18 protein-coding genes and 1 tRNA gene are annotated in these 19,256 nt (G+C 24.1%); all 19 read right to left on the reverse strand.

Going from position 1 to position 19,256, the window contains the following annotated elements; genetic code table 4:
* Positions 1–4 precede the first annotated feature (4 nt).
* Complete coding sequence (locus tag SCULI_RS03480; protein ID WP_025363258.1) at positions 5–763, reverse strand: DeoR/GlpR family DNA-binding transcription regulator; 759 nt, start codon at positions 761–763, stop codon at positions 5–7.
* Positions 764–932: 169 nt separating this feature from the next.
* Positions 933–1,313, reverse strand: a complete 381-nt coding sequence (locus SCULI_RS03485; protein WP_148294465.1) for a hypothetical protein — start codon at positions 1,311–1,313, stop codon at positions 933–935.
* Between the two features lie 69 nt (positions 1,314–1,382).
* Positions 1,383–1,730: a hypothetical protein gene (locus tag SCULI_RS03490; RefSeq protein ID WP_025363260.1), complete on the reverse strand. Its 348-nt coding sequence runs from the start codon at positions 1,728–1,730 to the stop codon at positions 1,383–1,385.
* A gap of 69 nt (positions 1,731–1,799) precedes the next feature.
* Positions 1,800–2,180, reverse strand: a complete 381-nt coding sequence (locus tag SCULI_RS03495; protein ID WP_025363261.1) for a hypothetical protein — start codon at positions 2,178–2,180, stop codon at positions 1,800–1,802.
* Between the two features lie 80 nt (positions 2,181–2,260).
* Complete coding sequence (locus tag SCULI_RS03500) at positions 2,261–3,019, reverse strand: DeoR/GlpR family DNA-binding transcription regulator (RefSeq protein WP_025363262.1); 759 nt, start codon at positions 3,017–3,019, stop codon at positions 2,261–2,263.
* Between the two features lie 332 nt (positions 3,020–3,351).
* Positions 3,352–4,905, reverse strand: coding sequence for a hypothetical protein (locus SCULI_RS03505; protein ID WP_025363263.1), 1,554 nt, complete (start codon positions 4,903–4,905; stop codon positions 3,352–3,354).
* A 171-nt stretch (positions 4,906–5,076) separates the two neighbouring features.
* Positions 5,077–5,805, reverse strand: coding sequence for a DxFTY motif-containing membrane protein (locus SCULI_RS03510; protein WP_025363264.1), 729 nt, complete (start codon positions 5,803–5,805; stop codon positions 5,077–5,079).
* Between the two features lie 70 nt (positions 5,806–5,875).
* Positions 5,876–5,949, reverse strand: a tRNA-Gly gene (locus tag SCULI_RS03515).
* Between the two features lie 84 nt (positions 5,950–6,033).
* Positions 6,034–7,713 carry a hypothetical protein gene (locus tag SCULI_RS03520; RefSeq protein ID WP_025363265.1) on the reverse strand — a complete coding sequence of 560 codons (1,680 nt, stop codon included), beginning with the start codon at positions 7,711–7,713 and terminating at the stop codon, positions 6,034–6,036.
* Positions 7,713–8,447 carry an ABC transporter ATP-binding protein gene (locus SCULI_RS03525; RefSeq protein WP_025363266.1) on the reverse strand — a complete coding sequence of 245 codons (735 nt, stop codon included), beginning with the start codon at positions 8,445–8,447 and terminating at the stop codon, positions 7,713–7,715. Before SCULI_RS03525 ends, SCULI_RS03520 begins: the two co-directional genes overlap by 1 nt.
* A gap of 75 nt (positions 8,448–8,522) precedes the next feature.
* Complete coding sequence (locus tag SCULI_RS05825) at positions 8,523–9,086, reverse strand: DapH/DapD/GlmU-related protein (protein ID WP_025363267.1); 564 nt, start codon at positions 9,084–9,086, stop codon at positions 8,523–8,525.
* 70 nt (positions 9,087–9,156) lie between these two features.
* Positions 9,157–9,927, reverse strand: coding sequence for a MurR/RpiR family transcriptional regulator (locus SCULI_RS03535; protein ID WP_025363268.1), 771 nt, complete (start codon positions 9,925–9,927; stop codon positions 9,157–9,159).
* Between the two features lie 93 nt (positions 9,928–10,020).
* Positions 10,021–10,947 (reverse strand): tRNA (adenosine(37)-N6)-dimethylallyltransferase MiaA, encoded by a 927-nt coding sequence (gene miaA / locus SCULI_RS03540; protein WP_025363269.1) that lies wholly within the window; start codon positions 10,945–10,947, stop codon positions 10,021–10,023.
* 268 nt (positions 10,948–11,215) lie between these two features.
* Positions 11,216–11,770, reverse strand: coding sequence for a hypothetical protein (locus SCULI_RS05535; protein ID WP_025363270.1), 555 nt, complete (start codon positions 11,768–11,770; stop codon positions 11,216–11,218).
* Between the two features lie 140 nt (positions 11,771–11,910).
* Entirely contained in the window at positions 11,911–12,840 is a 930-nt protein-coding gene (locus SCULI_RS03550) for a hypothetical protein (protein WP_025363271.1), read from the reverse strand.
* A complete protein-coding gene (locus SCULI_RS03555) occupies positions 12,828–14,264 on the reverse strand; it encodes a Z1 domain-containing protein (RefSeq protein WP_025363272.1) in 1,437 nt (478 codons plus the stop codon). The genes SCULI_RS03550 and SCULI_RS03555 overlap by 13 nt, the downstream gene beginning before the upstream one ends.
* Entirely contained in the window at positions 14,257–16,128 is a 1,872-nt protein-coding gene (locus SCULI_RS03560; protein WP_025363273.1) for an ATP-binding protein, read from the reverse strand. The genes SCULI_RS03555 and SCULI_RS03560 overlap by 8 nt, the downstream gene beginning before the upstream one ends.
* Before the next feature lie 16 nt (positions 16,129–16,144).
* Positions 16,145–17,872: a DUF262 domain-containing protein gene (locus SCULI_RS03565; RefSeq protein WP_025363274.1), complete on the reverse strand. Its 1,728-nt coding sequence runs from the start codon at positions 17,870–17,872 to the stop codon at positions 16,145–16,147.
* Between the two features lie 5 nt (positions 17,873–17,877).
* The gene (locus tag SCULI_RS03570; RefSeq protein WP_236621709.1) at positions 17,878–19,158 is read right to left on the reverse strand and encodes an HNH endonuclease signature motif containing protein; all 1,281 of its coding nucleotides are present in this window, start codon (positions 19,156–19,158) and stop codon (positions 17,878–17,880) included.
* Positions 19,159–19,256: the final 98 nt, after the last annotated feature.

Below are 19,256 nucleotides of genomic sequence, written 5' to 3' on the forward strand. Positions count from 1 at the left end.
CGTTCTAATCAGTTAAAATATTGTTAAATTTTAATAATAAATTCTTATCAATATCATTATTTGTAACAATATGTGTAATCTCTGAGAGATTAGTAATTTTATTTAATCCAACACTTTTAAATTTTGCTGAATCTGCAAGCAAGATACTATTCTTTGCATTTGCAAGAGCTGAAACAATTAAATCCACCTCTGGGGCAAAATCATCATAAATATCTCCATTTTCATCAAAATATAAACAACTAAAAAATACTTTATCTAATTTAAATTCTTGAAAATGATCTGCAGCTGTTCTTGAAAAAAATACTTTACTTTTTTCTCTAAACAATCCCCCAATTAAAACAACATCAATTACATGACTATTATTTCTTGCAGCTTCAAAAACAGCAAGTGAATTTGTCACTAAGGTTCTAATTTTTTTATTTATGAGTTTTACAAAAATTTCCATTGTAGATCCAGCTGCACAAAAAATTACATCAAGATTATTTAATAAACTATTAGTAAGTTTTGAAATTGATACCTTTTTTGCATAATTAATCTCCATTTTATAGTCAACACTTAATTCAGTTTCATCAATTAAATTAACAGTTATGCCGCCAAATGAAAGTGTAACAATACCTTCAATTTCCAATTCTTTCAAATCTCTTCTTGTAGTAGCTTCGTTTATGTTGCGAGTTAATGCAAATTTTATAAATTCCTTTGTTGTAACAAATTTTTTACCTTTTAATTCATTAACAAATAATTCTTTTCTTTTTATCTTATGCATAAAAACCCCCTTCACAACTTTATTCTAGCAAAAAATGCAAAAAATTGTAAAAAATTGTAAATTCTTTTGTTTTGAAAAATGTTAATAAAAACAACTTTAAAATTACATTAAAATATACTTCAAATAGATAATAAAGTAATAAAAAATAAATTATATAAAAAGATGGTAATTAATTACCATCTTTAAGTTTTTCAATTTTTAATTTTAATTTATCAATTTCAGATTTGTGATTATCTTTTAATGTATTAATTTCAGATCTATAATCATTTTTAAATAATTCAAGTGTTTGCAATCAACTTTGATTATTCTTTTCAAATTTTTCTTCTCAAACCTGATTATTTTTTTCAATTGCTTTAGCACATGTGGCCATATCTATCAAATACTCCTTTATTATGTCTTTGACTTTCGTATTATATGCCTTTTTTTGAGAAAAAGTTCACAAATTTACACCCAAAAATTCAAACAATTCTTTTGAAGAACAACTTTCACAATCAAATGACACCAAAACATCTTCATTTAATTTAACAAATACAATAATTAGTTTTTTCATATTTTCACCCCTAATATTGTTATCGTTATAAAAAACATGATTTTGTAAAAAAAAAAAAAAAAATGACATTTACTTGTCACCTTTAAGTTTTTCAATTTCTTGATTTAATCTATTAATTTCAGATTTATAATCATTTTTAAATAATTCAAGTGTTTGCATTCAACTTTGATTATTCTTTTCAAATTTTTCCTCTCAAATCTGATTATTTTTTTCAATTGCTTTAGCACATGTGCCCATATCTATCAAATACTCCTTTATTATGTCTTTGACTTTTGTATTATATGCCTTTTTTTGAGAAAAAGTTCACAAATTTGCACCCAAAAATTCAAACAATTCTTTTGAAGAACAACTTTCACAATCAAGTGACACCAAAACATCTTCCTTTAATTTATCAAATATAATAATTATTTTTTTCATATTTTCACCCCTAAATATTGTTATCGTCACAAAAAACATGATTTTGTACAAAAAATAAAAAAATGACATTTACTTGTCACCTTTAAGTTTTTTAATTTCTTCATTTAATCTATTAATTTCAGATTTGTGAATGTCTTTTAATACTTCAAGTGTTTGCATTCAGTTTTGATAATTCTTTTCAAATCTTGTTTCTCAAGTTTGATTATTCTTTTCAAATTTTTCCTCTCAAATCTGATTATTTTTTTCAATTGCTTTAGCACATGTGCCCATATCTATCAAATACTCCTTTATTATGTCTTTGACTTTCGTATTATATGCCTTTTTTTGAGAAAAAGTTCACAAATTTGCACCCAAAAATTCAAACAATTCTTTTGAAGAACAACTTTCACAATCAAGTGACACCAAAACATCTTCCTTTAATTTATCAAATATAATAATCAGTTTTTTCATATTTTCACCCCTAATATTGTTATCGTTATAAAAACATGATTTTGTACAAAAAAAATAAAAATGTTTATTTAAAAACATTTTTAATCAACTATTACATTATTAAATTTATTTAAAAACTCTTTATCAATATCTTTATTAGTAACAAGTTTAGTTATTTTATTTATATTTGTCATTCGATTTAATCCAACACTTTTGTATTTTGATGAATCTGCTAATAAAATACTTTCGTGAGTATTTTTTAAAGCCGAAGAAATTAAGTCCACTTCTGGGGCAAAATCATCAAAAACTTCTCCAGTATTATCAAAATAAAAACAACTAAAAAAGACTTTATCTAATTTACATTCATTAAAATAATCAGCAGCTGTTCTTGAAAAAAATACTTTACTTTTTTCTCTAAACAATCCCCCAATTAAAACAACATCAATTACATGACTATTATTTCTTGCAGCTTCAAAAACAGCAAGTGAATTTGTCACTAAGGTTCTAATTTTTTTAGTTATATGTTTAACAAAGATTTCAACTGTTGAACCAGCTCCACAAAAAATAATATCTAAATCATTGAGTAAATCATTTGCAACTTTTGCAATTAATTCTTTTTTGACTTTATTAATTTCTAATTTATTATCTGTACTTAGTTCCGATTCATCATTTAAATTGACAGTGATACCACCAAATGAAAGTGTAATAACTCCTTCATTTTCAAGTTCTTTAAGATCTCTTCTTGTAGTAGCTTCATTAATATTATGAGTCAATGCAAATTCAAGAAATTCTTTTGTAATAATGAATTTTTTGCCTTTAAATTCATTAATAAATAATTCTTTTCTCTTTAGTTTATGCATAATAAACCTCCACTATAATATTCTACCAAGAATTAATTAGTTTTTATTTTTTTAGACATTATTAAGCATTAAACATAAAAAAATGATTATCAGTTTTTGACCAGAAAACTAAGTAATCATTTTTTAAATCTGTTTTACATTTTTATAAATAAATTATAAGATTTGCTTTAATATGAACAACGTTTTATAGCAACCTTAACAAGGGGGTTGATAAGTTTTTAATCGCTTATATAAGCGAAGTAAGTATATGAGGTAATAAATTTTTTATATCTATTACCATTTTGTATATTACTCCTTGTTAAATAAAAAGCAACATTAAATTTAAAATATGTTTATTTTTTTATTTTTTGTTTTCTTTTTATAGTTTTAACAATGAAATAAAATGCTGTTACAGAAACAACAACTGCTCCAATTACAAGAAAAATCGTTGCAAATGAAATTGCTGCTTGATATTCATAAGCTCCAAAAACTTCACCACCATACAACTGACGATAATCTAAAGTACTTGCATGATTTTGTACTCTTGCTTCATTAATTTTACTTCCAAATGCGTCAAGAGCATGACCCATTTCATGAACTAAAACATTAAATTTATTGGGACTACTTCAAAAACCCCAAGCATATTGATTATTAAATTGTTTATAAGTCAGACTTGTACCAGTTAAAACAATATATGAATATGCAAAACTAACAAACTCTTTATTATCATCAATGTAATATGCTGAGTTTGTGTATCCCATGACTCCTTGCATATCTTCATCACTTACTAAAGGATAATCAGGACTAATTATTAATGCACAAATTATTAAATTAACTCAAACTTCATTTTGAATTAATGCATACAATCCATTATATAGGTCTAAAGTTAATTGCTTTAGTTTTTGTGTATCTGTTGTTGTTCATTTTTCATAATCCACTCCAGTATTACTTGGTGTATTTTGTAAATAAACTTCTTCTAAATTATCATAGACATATGTAAAATTAATCATACTAAAGTTATTTTTATCTTTTGAAACTTGGTTTAAACTAGTATTTAAATTTTCAAAAGTTTGATAATGATTTTTAACAAAATTATTAAATTCTAAAATTGATTCTTCACTTGCTTTTGAATATGAATCATACATTCATGTATTAAGAATTTTTATTAAAGAACTATTAGTAAAACTTAGATTAACTTGATATTCTCTTGTAATTTGAGTGGCAATCAAATCTAATGGAGACTGAGAAAGTCGATCATGTCATATAATAGCTTCATTATTATATTTTAAATTCAAATCACCTGGTTTAACCAATAAAGTTGTATCATAAATAACTTTATCTTCTTTAGTTTTATCTTCGTTTACTAATTGTACAATATACTGAGCAATTGTTTGAGAACTATTATAGAAATCATTAATTTTTCCCCCAACTTTAATAATGCTTGGAAAAATATTAATAAAAAAATTATTTGTAATTTCTCAACTTTTATTTTTTAAATTATCATCTGTGTTTAATCATTTACTAAAACTCTCTGCAAAGAATTCAGCATCACTACTTGCTCCATAAATACTAGGCATAATTGTTGAAGCCATTAAATTTTGAATAAATAATTCTTTTATAATACTTGAATTACTTCCTGATACAGTAATGTTTTGTTCTAAACTAATTAAGTCACTGTCATCTACTGTAATACTATTTGCATAATAGTATTTTAAAATTCTTCCATAATACATGTATTTAGCACTAGGAGTAATTAAACTCTGATAATCAATTGTATCTTTATTATTAAGTTCCTTCACTGAATTTATATTTTGAGTTTCAACAATTTGAGCTTTTACAACTTCATAAGTACTAGTTGTAAAAGAAAATGATCATAGAAAAGCTCAAAAAGATATTATAAAATTCATTTTATTTCACCTACTTTATTAAAATAGTATACAAAAAAAAAAAAAAAAACATAAATGTGTATTTTTAAAAAACTAAAGTTTTGCTTTGCTTTTATTAACATTTTTTAGAAATATATCTTCTTATATAAAGTTGAATAAATTAAAAATAAGAAAGATAATATAATTTTTTCACTAAAATTGAGTGTCTCTTTTCTTTTGTTTAGCTCTTTGCCTGGCCTCTTTTTTATCAAGTTTTTCATTTATCTTAACTATTTTTAGGGCATCATTTGCCTTTTGCTCTTGATATTCTTGATCAATTTTAAGTTCTAATTGTTTTTTAAATGCTTGAATTTCTTCTTGTTTTTGAGCCTCTTTTAGTAAGAATTGCTCATATCGCTGAAATTTTATTTCTTTGTTTGTTGGGATATGTTCTCCCTTTTTTCAAGCTTGATATTGCTGTTCTAGATTTTGTTTACGTTTTAGTTCTTGATTGCGAGCAATCAAAGTTATAAAAACTCCAATTGTTAAAGCCATAATTGCTATTAATAATAAAATTATAAATTTAATAATGATAAATAACGTTGTATTTTCAAATACATAGCTTAATAAAATTAAACCAATTAAAATAATTGAAAAACTAAAAGCATAAGTAAATTGATCACTTTTGTGTGCTTTTAAAAAATATAAAGCTGTTGTTATTATTCCTGTGTAAAGTAAATAAGAAATACAAATTAGAGCAACATAACCTGCAATTGGAGATGGTAAGTTTTCAAGTAATGAAAAACTAAAATCATTGCCAATTGTCAATCATATAGCAATTCCTGGAATAATTGATTCTAGTAATAAAAATAAAACACTAACTCAAAAATCAGTTCTTGATTCATTAAAACTTTGTCATGCATTTGCTGTTTTATTGTTCATTTCTTTCAAACTCCTTTATATAATCATAAACTAAAAATAAAAAAACCTCGTTAGAGGTTTGGTTTCTTAATGGAGCGGGTGAAGGGAATCGAACCCTCACAGTCAGCTTGGAAGGCTGAAGTTCTACCATTAAACTACACCCGCAAATCAAATACATACAAATAATATATGATATTTCTATGTATTTCAATACTTTTTGAAAATTTTTTTGAAAATATCTCTCTTTTTTTAACCTCAATAGATAGTTTTTTTGAAAGCTATATATGACAAGAATATAATAAGTGCTATTACAAAAACCAATATTAAATAAACAAAAATTGGATTGAAATATTGTTTTTCTTTTGCAATACTTATTAAACTTGATTGATCTAAAGTTTTAAAATAATCAGTATTAGCATTATTTTTAACTTGTACATCATATAAATTAAAGATAGGCATGATTCACATTTTACTACTATATGATAATTTTTGATCTATAAAACTATCGCTTCTAAGATTATCATAGAAAAAAACTGATTGAAAAGCTAAAAATGGATTTAAATAAACTAACTTTGTCATATTTTGTTTATAATATTGTGCTCCTGTTAAATTACTAGAATCTTCATCAAAATTATAAATATACATTCTTTCTGGATTTAATCGATTATTAATTAAAAATTCTAATCCCATTTCATATAACCTAATTGCTGGATTAATTGTATCCTTATTTGCTTCAATTCAAGTATTAGAATCATTTTTCAAATACATTATTCCACTATTTCCGCCATTTTGACTTGAAAAATGCCAATATGTTTCTAAAGTAAAAATATTATTGACAATTTTATTTATAACATCTGATAGTTCTATCAAAAATGAATTATTTGTTGTATTAATAAACTTAATTAGATTATTAAAATTAAATTCACCTTCAAAATTATAAGTTTTTTGATTATTTTGATCAAAATAAGTTTTACCTCAAATTGATTCTAATGTTTGAGTTTCAATATTTTTACCTTCTAAAAATTCTTGATTTAAAACTGAAAGTAATTCTAAATATTGATTTTCTGCTCCATTTTGATAATCAAAAGCAAAAATTGAAACTCCATTTTTAAGACAAAATTCATTTGAATATGATGTAGAATCACTACAAAATCCATTGTGGGCTTCACCTGCTCATTTATCTTTAATTTTATAATCTTTTAATTTGCTAAAATCTGTAATCAATTGTTCAAATTGATCTTCGTATTTTTGCTCTAACTCCTTAGTTTTATAAATAATTTGATATTGAGCTGAATTAAAAGCTAAACCATTGTCATAAAGATTTGAAAAAATAGTAGTTAACATTGTTCACAAAAAGTTGAAAGCCAATAATATCATCATTAAACTTCCAGCAATTCCCAATAATAGAGTTGAACTAATATTACTAATTAACACTAAAATTGCACCAATCAAATAATTGATAAATAAAATAATAAACATTCCTAAAAATAAGTTTGCTGCCATCGAAGACAATGCCACTGATTGAGATAAAGCAACTATAGCAAGCATTATTAAGTTGCTTATTATAAAAATTATTGTTGTGATTAAAAAGATTGGTATTAATCTTTGTCAATAAATTTTTTGTGCACTAAAATTATTTCGCAGTTCTAAGGAAAAAATACCACTTTTTTTATCTTCAATTTTGAATTTGGCAAAATATCACATTTGCAAGATTGAAAAATAAATTAATAAAATTGCAAAATTAAAAACATAGATGATAATCATAGAACTATCAAAGTGATTTCCACTGTTTGCTGAAGTACTTATAACTATATTGGCAATTAAAAAGGAAATAAAAAATAATACTGTTGATATAATAAATGTTTTTGATTTGAAAGTATTCAAAAATATTCTATTCATTATTGGAAATGAGTAACTAATCTTTTTCATTATTTTCTCCTTAAATTAATTTTGTCAAATTTTATACTTGTAGAATTTGTATTTATATATTGCTTATACATTGAATATAGTTTGGAATCTTCTTTATTAAAACTTCCATCAAATTTAATTTCACCATCATTAATAAAAATTACATGATTTATTAAATTTTCTAATTCATCTAAATTATGACTAGTAATTAAAACTCCAATTTTTAGATCATTGTAAATTTTTTTTATCAAATCAAGAAACATAACTTTAGATTCTACATCTAAATTAGCTGTTGGTTCATCAAATATAACAAATTTTGGTTCGCATACCATTATTGATAATAATAATGCTCTTTTTTGTAAACCACTTGATAATTCCTTGAATTTATTTTTTCTATAACTGTCTAATTGTAAAATATCTAATCATTCTTCAATATTTTTTGAATATACTTCTTTACTAATAAATTTTAAAGATGCAGAATATTGAGCAAACTCAACAATATTAAAGTCTTTTGGAAAATTATTTTGATCAGGAAAAAAAGCAATATCTGAAATATTGCTGTTTTCTCCAAAATCAACTTCAATTTGTCCTGGATTAACTTTAAATTGATTTAAGATTGCTTTAATTGTTGTTGTTTTACCTGCTCCATTATTACCAATAAAACCTGTAATTTTATTATTTGCAATCGCCAAGTTTATATTTCTAATCCCTTTTTGATTTTTAAAAATTATTGATAAATCATTTATTTTTATCATATTAAACCTTTCTTATCCAATTCATTCAGCTTTTATTCTTTTTATAATCTTAAGAAAATTATACCATTTTTATTTTTAAAAATTCTTAATAACCTTAGCAGGAACTCCTCCCACTACTGTATTTTCTGGTACATCTTTATTTACAACAGCTCCTGCTGCAACTACTGCATTTTTGCCAATTTTGACTCCTTGTAGAATTGTTGCATTTGAACCAATTCACACGTTTTGTTCAACTATTATTGGTTTTGGAATTACATTCTTGCGCAATTGGGGATCTAAATCATGATTTAATGTTGAAAATACTACATTATGTCCTACTTGCACATTATCATGTAAATAAATTCCTCCTTGATCTTGAAAACTAACATTTTGATTTATAAAAACATTTTTACCAATATAAAGGTTTTTACCAAAATCAACATAAACTGGAGGAAATAATGTAAAACTATCATCAACTGGTTTATTGATAATCTTTGAAAATAAGTCATTAATTTTGGTTTTTTCATGATATTGATAATTTAATTCACAAATAATTTTTCTTGATTCATTATAAAAATAATATAAAGCCTCCATTTGCTTACTATTTGCTTCAATAGGTTTTTGAGCATTTAAATGTTCTAATAGACTTTCTAAATTCATTTCTTTTCACCTCTATTTAAATAATAAAGACTTCAACTAAGTTGAAGTCAATTAAATATCTTTAATTTTTTTATAAAATTTTTGGTTTATTTTCAACTTTTTCTGCAATTAACAAGAACAATGTCATTAAAGCGTGAGCGCGATATTTATAATCACTACTTAAATTGTAATTAATAATTGTTTTTGTTCATTCTTCAACTTCAGGAACTTCTGTTAAATGGTTTGTAGTTATGATAATATAAACTCTTTTTGATAACTTTTCTAGAAACTCTAAAATTCTTGATAAAGTTTCTGTATCTCTTCCTGTCATAATTACTAGTACTAATTGGTCTTTATAATCGACATGACGTACAACTTCTAAATTAATTGAACTGTCCATTACTCGTGCATCAACACCTTGATTTCTCAAGATATTTTCAAAGTGACGAGCTGTATACATTGATTGAAATGAAGGTGCAATTCATAATTTCTTTTCTTGATTTATTTGTTCAGCTAACTTTAAAATAAAATCAGAAGAATTGAGAGCCCATTCATTGATAATATTTAAATTTTGATCGTCCACTTGATTATAATTTATTTCTTTTGTTGGTTGTTGTTTGGCCAACATACTTTCATGTTCAATTTTTAGTCTAATAGCAAGTTCTTTATAACCTTCACAAAGAGTTGCTTTTGCAAATTGTGTTACTGTAGACATTGATACAAAACATGCGTCTGCTAATTCATTTTGATTTTTAAAGATTCCTTGATTAAAATCATCTAATAATTGTTTGGCAATTGATTTAAATGTTGTATTTCTGTTATCTTTAACAAGGTTTTCAATTCGTTCATACATTGATATCATTGTAATCTTCCTTTGCTTTTAACTATTATAATATAGAATTGTTAGAAACAAACACAAATGATAAAGTTTAAATATTTATTATTTATAGTAAAATTATTTTATTTTGGTTTTTAAAAACTCTAAAACTTGGTCACACATTTGTTCAAAATCACTGTATTGATGTTCAAATCAATGAACATTATCATATTGATTTCGAAATCAAGTCATTTGTCTTCTTGCATAACGGCGATTATTGCGTTGCATTAAAGCAATTGTTTGATCATAATCAATTTCTTGTTTTAAATATTGAATAATTTCAGGTCCCCCAATACATTTTAAAGCTTGTGCTGAAGCATTAAAATTGTTATCTTCATAAGCTTTTTTAATTTCATCAAATAATCCCCTATCTGTTAATTGTAAAACTCGTTCATTTATTCTTTGATGTAACTTTTCGCGATCTGGTTTAATCCCAATAATGATTAAATTATCATAAAATAGTGTTTTATTATTCTTATTTAAATCACTTTTTAATGATTTTGAATATTCAATAATTTCTAAGGCACGAATAATTTTATTGCGATTATTGACATGAATTTCATTTGCAGCCAAAGTATCTATTTGATTTAATTGTTCTCAAAGTTGATGATTTGAAAGTTCTTCAAATTGTTCTTTAAAACCTACAATTGTTTGATTTTCAAATAAAAAATTGTAATTCATAATTAAAGCATTAATATATAATCCAGTTCCCCCAATTACAATTGGAGTTTTATCTTGCTTTAAAATTTTGTCAATTATTGTTCGAGCTTGAGTTTGATAATCTGCCACTGAATAAGTTTCATTCACTTCTTTAATAGATATTAAGTGATGCACAACCCCTTGCATTTCTTCAGTTTTAATTTTATTAGTTGCAATATCTGTTCCTTTAAAAATTTGGGTTGAATCTGCGTTAATACATTCACCATTAAATAATTTAGCAATTTTTAAGGATAAATCAGTTTTTCCCGAAGCAGTTGGTCCAACAATTACAATTATTTTTTTCATTTATTTAATCAACTTTCTTTTCTTATAAATAGAGGATAAACAAATTATTGATATTTTTAATAGTATTAATCAGCTTAATAACATTAAAAATATAAATAAAAAATATTTCCACCCGCTATAAAATGCATGAGATAGGAAATACTAATTTATAGAGCGGTTTTGGACACTCACGCAAACATAAAGAATAACAAATATTCTTGGCGTCCCGAAGGACATTATTATTATAATCTATAAATAAAAAAATATCTCCCCCCGAGATATTTTTTTATTATTTTTTATTACCGATTGGAAATTTTCTAATTTCAACATTCATTTTTTTAGGTTCAACGATTGAAGATTGGAATAAAACTGTTTTTTTAGCTTTATCTAATGCATCTGCAGAAACTTTAGTATCTTTCATAAAGTTGTAGATTTCTGCTACGTTTTTTGCTCCAGTAACTTGTGCAGTTCATGGTTGACCTGCTTTACGTTTAACTTTAGCATTCATTCAGTGTAAAGCAACAACGTTATTTACATCATCAACTTCACCTTCTGGATCAACTAATGCATATACTCATCCAAATTCAGATTCATATCCAAATTCATTAAATTTAAGTACTGCTCCTGCAACATCTTTTCTATAGATTGCAGAGTTTGTTGCAGATACTGGATCTGCTTTTTCTCAAATAAATTTTTCTTGTCCCTCTGATAATTTGATTGTTTTATCCATAATTTTGTTAGGTTTTGGATCTGATGCTTTCTTTCTTGTTTGAATGTGAACAGATCTTTTTGCGTTAGAAGCTGCACGTTTAACTGCTGCTTTTTCTGGTCCTTTATTTGCCATATTGCGCACCATCTTTCTAATGTAAAACATTTTGATTTAGAATTAAATTATCCTAAACATATAATAATTATACATTAAAAAATGGTTTTTTTAGAAGTAAAAACCATTTGGGGTTGAATAAATTATTTGATGAAATTGATTTATTTAAATAAATTTTTTGTTAATTCATCAAAACTGATTAAATCTGAATTTGAAAAGTTTGTTTTAAATTGTCATTCAAATATATCTCTTGTATTAAATAAAATTTTGGGAATCTCAGAAAATGGCACTATTTGAAGTTCATTATCAAATATTTTCAATTTAATTCTCTTGTTCTTAAATTTTTTTTCTTGATATTCAGCAGAAATTAATAATAAATTTAGTATTTCATTATCTTCATTAATTAAAATTTTAATATCACTAATTAATTCAGATAGATTTTGTCCTTCACTTTGTCTATGAACATTAGTAGTTATAACATATGAATTGTTATCTAAATTATTCATTAATTTTTCTCTTATAGTATACATATTATTTCCTTCTGCATTCGATAAAATTTTTGCAGAAGCATTTAATGATTGAAAATCACAGTATGAATTATTGTAAGTAAGTAAATTTATAGGATCCTTATCTCCTTTTTTCTCAATTAGTTTTTTTAGAATATAAATTCTTGAAAAATCATTAATATATGATTCATAGCTTAAATTTTTTCCACTAAATATTTCAACATAATAGTTAAGTATTTGACCAATATTGACTCTCATATTTTCAAAAATTACATCTAAGGAATCAATAAAGTTTTTTATGAAGGTTTCATCATCAATCATTGAATCTATATGTTCAGAAATTGAAAGTAAGATAATTTCATATTCCTCAATTTCACCCATAAATTCCAAAGGTGCCTTTTGAAAATATTTAATAAATCTACCTAACTCCATAATTCTTAAAAAAGATTTATCATATGTTCCTTCAACATCCTTGATCACAGAATTTTTAAATTTTATTACCCTATAACGTTCACCTTTTTCTTCTCCTTCAAGAATATCAAAATATGTTGAACGTATATTTTCACAAACAATTAATTCTTTCATTCTAAACCCTCATCTCTAAAAAAATCTTGGAATTTTTTGCGGCTATCTTCTGTAATTATTGCACCTTCTTGTAGTGAAGCAAAAAATTTATCTTCAATTATAGAAAGTTTTTTATATAAATTCTTCAACTGTTTTGTCATTAATATTCTTGTAACATGTAGTGTTTTATTTCTATAACCAAATCATCTACATCTTTGAATCATAGTTGCATAATTAAAATTTTTATCATTATAGTTAGTTATTAATTCAATCACTAAGTTTTCAAATGTTACGCCTCTACTCAAAAGATTTCCTCCAATTATAAAATTAAATCTAGCATTAAATTCTTTATCATCAGATTTACTATTAAAAATAACAATTTTATATTTATTTTTGAAGCTCTTATTTTTGTCTCCGTAATCTTGTAAGAGCTTTTCTAGTAGTTTTTGGGTTTTATTATGGCTTTTAGTATCTGTACTTGTATTTATTAAAATATTTAACCTTTTATTAAGCTTTTCATATTCTTCAAAATTTTCATCAAATGTTTTTAGCAATGTTTTTAGCATATATTCTTCATCTGTATCGTTTTCTAGTTCTATAATATATTTATCATCAGTATGAAATGTTTTAAAACCAGTATAATTTTCATCTGTAGATAATGGAACTATATATTTAATCTTTTTTTTATCATTCAAACCTTGATTATAAAAAATATTTTTATATGGTGTAGCAGAAATAGGAATATACATAACACTTTGATTTATATCAATGATGTTCGAAATTAATCGTGAAATTGTATTTTGAGAATCAACATCATCTTCCTCTGATACTCCAGCAATATCAGATTCATCGTCTAATATAGCAATATTACACTTATCAATGTTAGTTACAGATGCCAAAATTTCATATAAATTTTCTAAATTAGTTTTTTCTTTAAGAATAGGTAAAAATAATTTATATCCTAATTGTTTATTTTTGATCATGTGAGATATTATTCCATTTATTTTATAAAGATCTTGCTCTTGCTTTATATCTTCAAGTTTTATTGAACCACTATCATTAAAGACTAATTTGAATTCTTCAAATCTACCTTTGTTTTGCTCAATTAAGACATTTGTATTTCCACCCATAAATATAACAATATCATATCCATTGTCATATAAAACTGATGCGGCAAGTATACTATTAAGTGTTTTACCAGATTGAACCCTACCAAATAAAGCAGCAGATTTAATTTCTGGTCTATTTTTTATTAAATGATTAATCCTATTTAAATTTGTCTGTAAAATTTCATTAATAAATTTAATAGAATAAACACCTGATTTACTTAATTTTTTTATAACTTCAATTATTAATTTACTATTTGTATGTGATGATACTAATTCAGTTTCAATATCATTGACATCAAGATTTAGTGCATCAAAATCTATTTTCCAATTACTCATCAAATACCTCATTAAATATTTCAAGATCATCAATAAAAATTGATAATTTTTGTTCTGCATCACTTTGATATTCACATTCTTCTAATAATTTACTAAATTTCTTTGCAATTATTGTAGAAAATATTAATGCTAATCTAATTTGATGATCATCAGATTTTTGGAGTTTAGTTAATGATTTATAATTAAAATTAAATCTTAGCTCTAAAATATTTTCAAGTAAAACCTTATCTGTTGAATACTTAAATTCAATAGATCTCTCCTGATTTTTATCAAAAGAAAAATAATAATAGATTATTTTGTCATTATTTTTATAAGGAAAAGTTTTCTTATTATTTCCAAACTTAGATGAGGGAGTCAACTTCAATTCACCTTTTTTTATATCAGTAATAACTTTTAAAGTGTCTTCATTGTTTAAATAAATATTGGTTTTCTTTAAAATATTTTTTGTTTTAGAAATTTCATAATCTGAAACATAATTTTCGTCAATTGCATATTCCAAAGATCCTTTTAAAAAACCAATTATTACCCTACCTATATAATCCATGTGTAAATCAGATTTCAAAAAATTGACAAACTCTTTTAAAACATTTTCTACAACATTGCCATTTGCAATTGCACTCTTATCATCTTTTGGCTGAAAATCAATTTTTAAGTTCGGCTCTGTTGTATCAAGATGTATATCTGCTTTTCATAATTTATCTTCAGTTTTAATGTCACCAGAGCTTGTGTTTGTTAGAGTCAATATCTTACGTTCAAAAACTTTTAAATTTGGTGCCATTTTTGTATAATTTCCCATATTAATAATTCTATTATCTTGAACTATAGAAACTCCCCCAAAAATATCTTGTAGAGAATACTTCCTGATATCATTATAATTAAGAAATGAGAAATATGCTTTCAGCTTTACATGATTATTTACATGATATCTTGCAATATATGGGAAAAAAAATTCTCAATTAAATTTGTTTTGTTTAATATCATTAATAATTTTTCCAACTGAAATACCATAATCAGATTGTAATTGTTTATCCTTATTACTATTTATTGCGCCTTGCTCAATCAATTCTTTTTCAAGTTTATCAAAATTAAAATTTTTAAATTGTTTTGAAGCAATTTCAGATGTTATTTCATAATCAAAAAGATATAAAGATTCTTTATTTATATTCACTTTCTGATTATTATATACAACAGATAAATTTAGTTTTACATCTGCTTTACCTTCAATAAAATACAAATATTTAAAATATAAATACACATATATATTATTTTTTCTCAAATTATAATCTTTTGGTATAGATGTAAATTCTACAGTTTTATGGTTAAAATTATTTGCATCAGTAAAATTAGTTTTTTTAATACCAATAATTGTTCCAGTTTCACCAATTAATACTTTTTGATACAGATTTATATCTTTTTCACTAATATCTTCAGGCTTTACAGCCTCTTCAACAGAAAAACCTGCATTTTGTTTTGAAACCATTTCATCATAATCCAAATATGTTCCAACAACAGTATTTTTTGACTTTGAAAATAATTCAACTCTTTTTCCAAGTCAAAAACCACCCCTTTTAAAACCAATGTGTCGTCTATTAAAGCCATCTTTATTTAAATCATCTTCTGGATTAAACATTACTCAGCATTCTTCGATTTTTGAAGATTCAATTCCTGGTCCATTATCTATAAATAGATATGATTCAGTATCACCATCTACAATTATTTTCATATTTAAAGTCTTCTGACCACTTTTTATTGCAGATGATAGTGAATTATCAATAAATTCTCCAAATGTAGTTATTAGATAATAACTATCTGATGTTCAGCTGTGAACCATTCCTGCAATATGTACTTTTTGTTGTGTTGACATATTTTTTTCCTCCCTGTTATATTGAAAATTCATTCAATAAAAAATTAATAATTTTTTTTCCTCTTTCTAAAATTGAAGTTCTATCTATATTTGTAAGTTCTTCAAATCTTATTGAATCACTTATACACTCTGTTTTTAATTTAAAAACATTGTTTTTGTATGATGGAATAGGTTTAGTTTCTCAAACAAAATGTGAACCTATACTTAGCTGTACTTTGTTAAAATCCTCTTTGTTAGAAAAACCGAGATCACTTAATTCTGACTTGCTTACTTCATTAGAATCAAAAATAGATTCAATTTTTTTTAGACTGTCAAATTTTTTTAAATAATATTCTCCTGCAATTTTTATATTAGCCATATATGTTCAATATAATGCAATTATTTTTTTAGTTTTTGTACTATTGTATATGTAATTACTCAAATCAATATTAAAAAGTAGTTTTTTATCTTCTTTTCCATATTGAGTAGATGCATTAATATTAAAAAGTTCTTTTCTTAATATATTTTCATAATTTCCTGTATGACCTAAAGTCATTTCATTATTTCTCATTTTGTGCACAATGCCTAAAAATTTTCTTTGAATTTCTTTATCTTTTGAATACGGATCTAACAATCATCTAACATAGTAAACAGTAATTATTTTTGTTAAAATTGTTAGAGTTTCACTATCAAGTGAATTTGTCAAAGCTTTTTGAGCTAAAAATAATTGCATTCCACCAGTTAAACCAAAAGTACCTAAAGCTTTTAATATTGTTGTATATTTTCAATAATCTGCTAAAAATTTATCTGAAATAGCAATTTTTTTAATCATAATATATGCAGCTACATAAGAATGAATTTCATTAATTGCTTCATGATAATTGTTCTTAAAATTATCACTTATATATTCTTTAAACAATGTATACACTGCATTTTTATTATCCGTAGTTGCGCCACCTTTTGAAGTATTTTTCTTTGTAATTTGATGACCTTGCCACACATCAACAAGTAATATGAAAAAATCATCAGTATCTGTCTCTTCAAGCATCTTTGTTCACTTATCTCAATATTGTTTTTTAATTTCATGTTGTTCATTTGGATCCTTAAAACCCATTAACAAGCAATTTCTAATTAAATCCGTTAGAGAAAGTGGCTTACCTGTTGAATTTATAGCCTCAAAAGTTATTTGTTCCATAGATTTATTGATTATTACAATCTTAGCAATTACAATTCTATTAAAAAGATTTACAAAGTTTGATATTGATTCAGTGATATTTCAAAAAATTTTATTATTTTTTTCAAAATAATCTATGAAATAATTATATGCTGTGGCTACACTAGAACCAGAATTTTGGTCTAACCTTTTAGCAAATAAATTTCTTATTTCTGCTCTATCAGCATCAATTGACTCAAGTTTGTATTCATTATTGTAAATTATAATTTTATTTAAAATATCTGCAATATTCAAATTATTATAATGAGAATTAAAATTTTGCTCCAGAAAGCGAGCATAAGCAACAGCATAAATAATAGATGTTGTTAGCCTTTGCTGACCATCTAAGATTACTAAACTATCTTGATTTACTGATGCAATTATACTTCCCATAAAATACTGATCAAAAGAGTTTTCCTCAATTAGTTCAATTGTTTTAATAAACTGATTAAATTGATTTTCATCTCATTTATATGGTCTTTGAAAAGTTGGAATTATAAATTTATTATTTTCCATTAAAAAATCAATTAATTTTATTTTTTCTATAATCATTAGTATTAACCCCCAAAAAATTTACTATTATGTATTTTTAAAAATCTCTCCATTTCTGGAGTTTGTACTGAAATATATTCATATGTTTTCATATCTTTAATTAATTTAATGTATTTTTCTTTTGTTATAATTTTAAATTCTTTACAATCAACTGTAATATTATAACTATCAAACATCTTATCATGGGTTGGACATAATAAAAAAGCATTATGTTCAGACATTGCTTCTTTAGCATTATCACAATCTTTAAATGCCTTTATGTGTGAAGCAATTAGAAACTCACTGTATTCAAAGTCACAAAATGCACATTTAGAATATTTACTAAATAATTTAGCTTTTAATTTAGATTGTAGACTATAATTTCTTTGAGATATATTCATCTCTACATATAATTTAAGAAATTCTTCATAATTATATTCTACACCTTTATTTATTTCTTGTTCACCTAATTCCATAGCATAAAGTTTGTTTATAGAAGATGTAGATAAACAAAAAAATGATTCTGGTTCATTGAAAATTTTTACTTTAATTTCTTCTCTAAAAATACCAGTATATAAACATATTTTATAAAAATCTTTGTACTGAGCTTCTTTAAGCTCATTTAATTTTAAATCCTTTAGTAAAATATTTAAGTTCTCATTTTGTATATCTATATTTTTAGAATTTATTGATTCATTAATTATTATTGCTTCAGCAACATATTCATCAACTTTCTCTAAATATTCCTCAAATGATCTAAAATAATTAATTCTTCTAAAAATATGATATGTTAAAAATTTATTATGACCTTTTTTTATTAGTTCACCCATATAATGAAACATAATCATAAAAGGTCTGATTTCATTATTTTTAATTAAAGCTGCTTTTTTTACAGAATCCAGTCACATTTCATTAAATAGATCACGTGTTATTTCATTTTTATATATATCCTTATAACTCAAATTCATCAAATTAGTATTTATAATATTCATTATTTGTGAAATTGTACTAACATATTTTTTCCCAGTTGATGTTATTTTTATATATTTAACTTTATCTATTTCATTAGTAGTAACAAACTTATAAAAAATCAATTGGTTAATTAAGTCTTTGGCATTTTGCCAACTTTCTCAATCTCCTTCAAATATAATTCCTTTTTCTAAAAAAATATCTTGCATTCTTTTAGAAAAATATTTAACTTCAATATAACCATTTTCAGAATTTAAAACATCTAGTAATGTAAAAATTTGACTGATACTTGTGTTCTTTCTATTTATTATTCATTTTTCTGCCTTTAAATCTATCATATTTTTATTATACATTTAATATTATTTCTCTGATTATATTTTTCACAATAAACTGTTTATGAGTTAAAAAATTTATTATAATTAAAGTGATTTGGAGG

The organism is Spiroplasma culicicola AES-1 (genome assembly GCF_000565175.1).
Taxonomy (GTDB): Bacteria; Bacillota_I; Bacilli_A; order Mycoplasmatales; family Mycoplasmataceae; genus Spiroplasma_A; species Spiroplasma_A culicicola.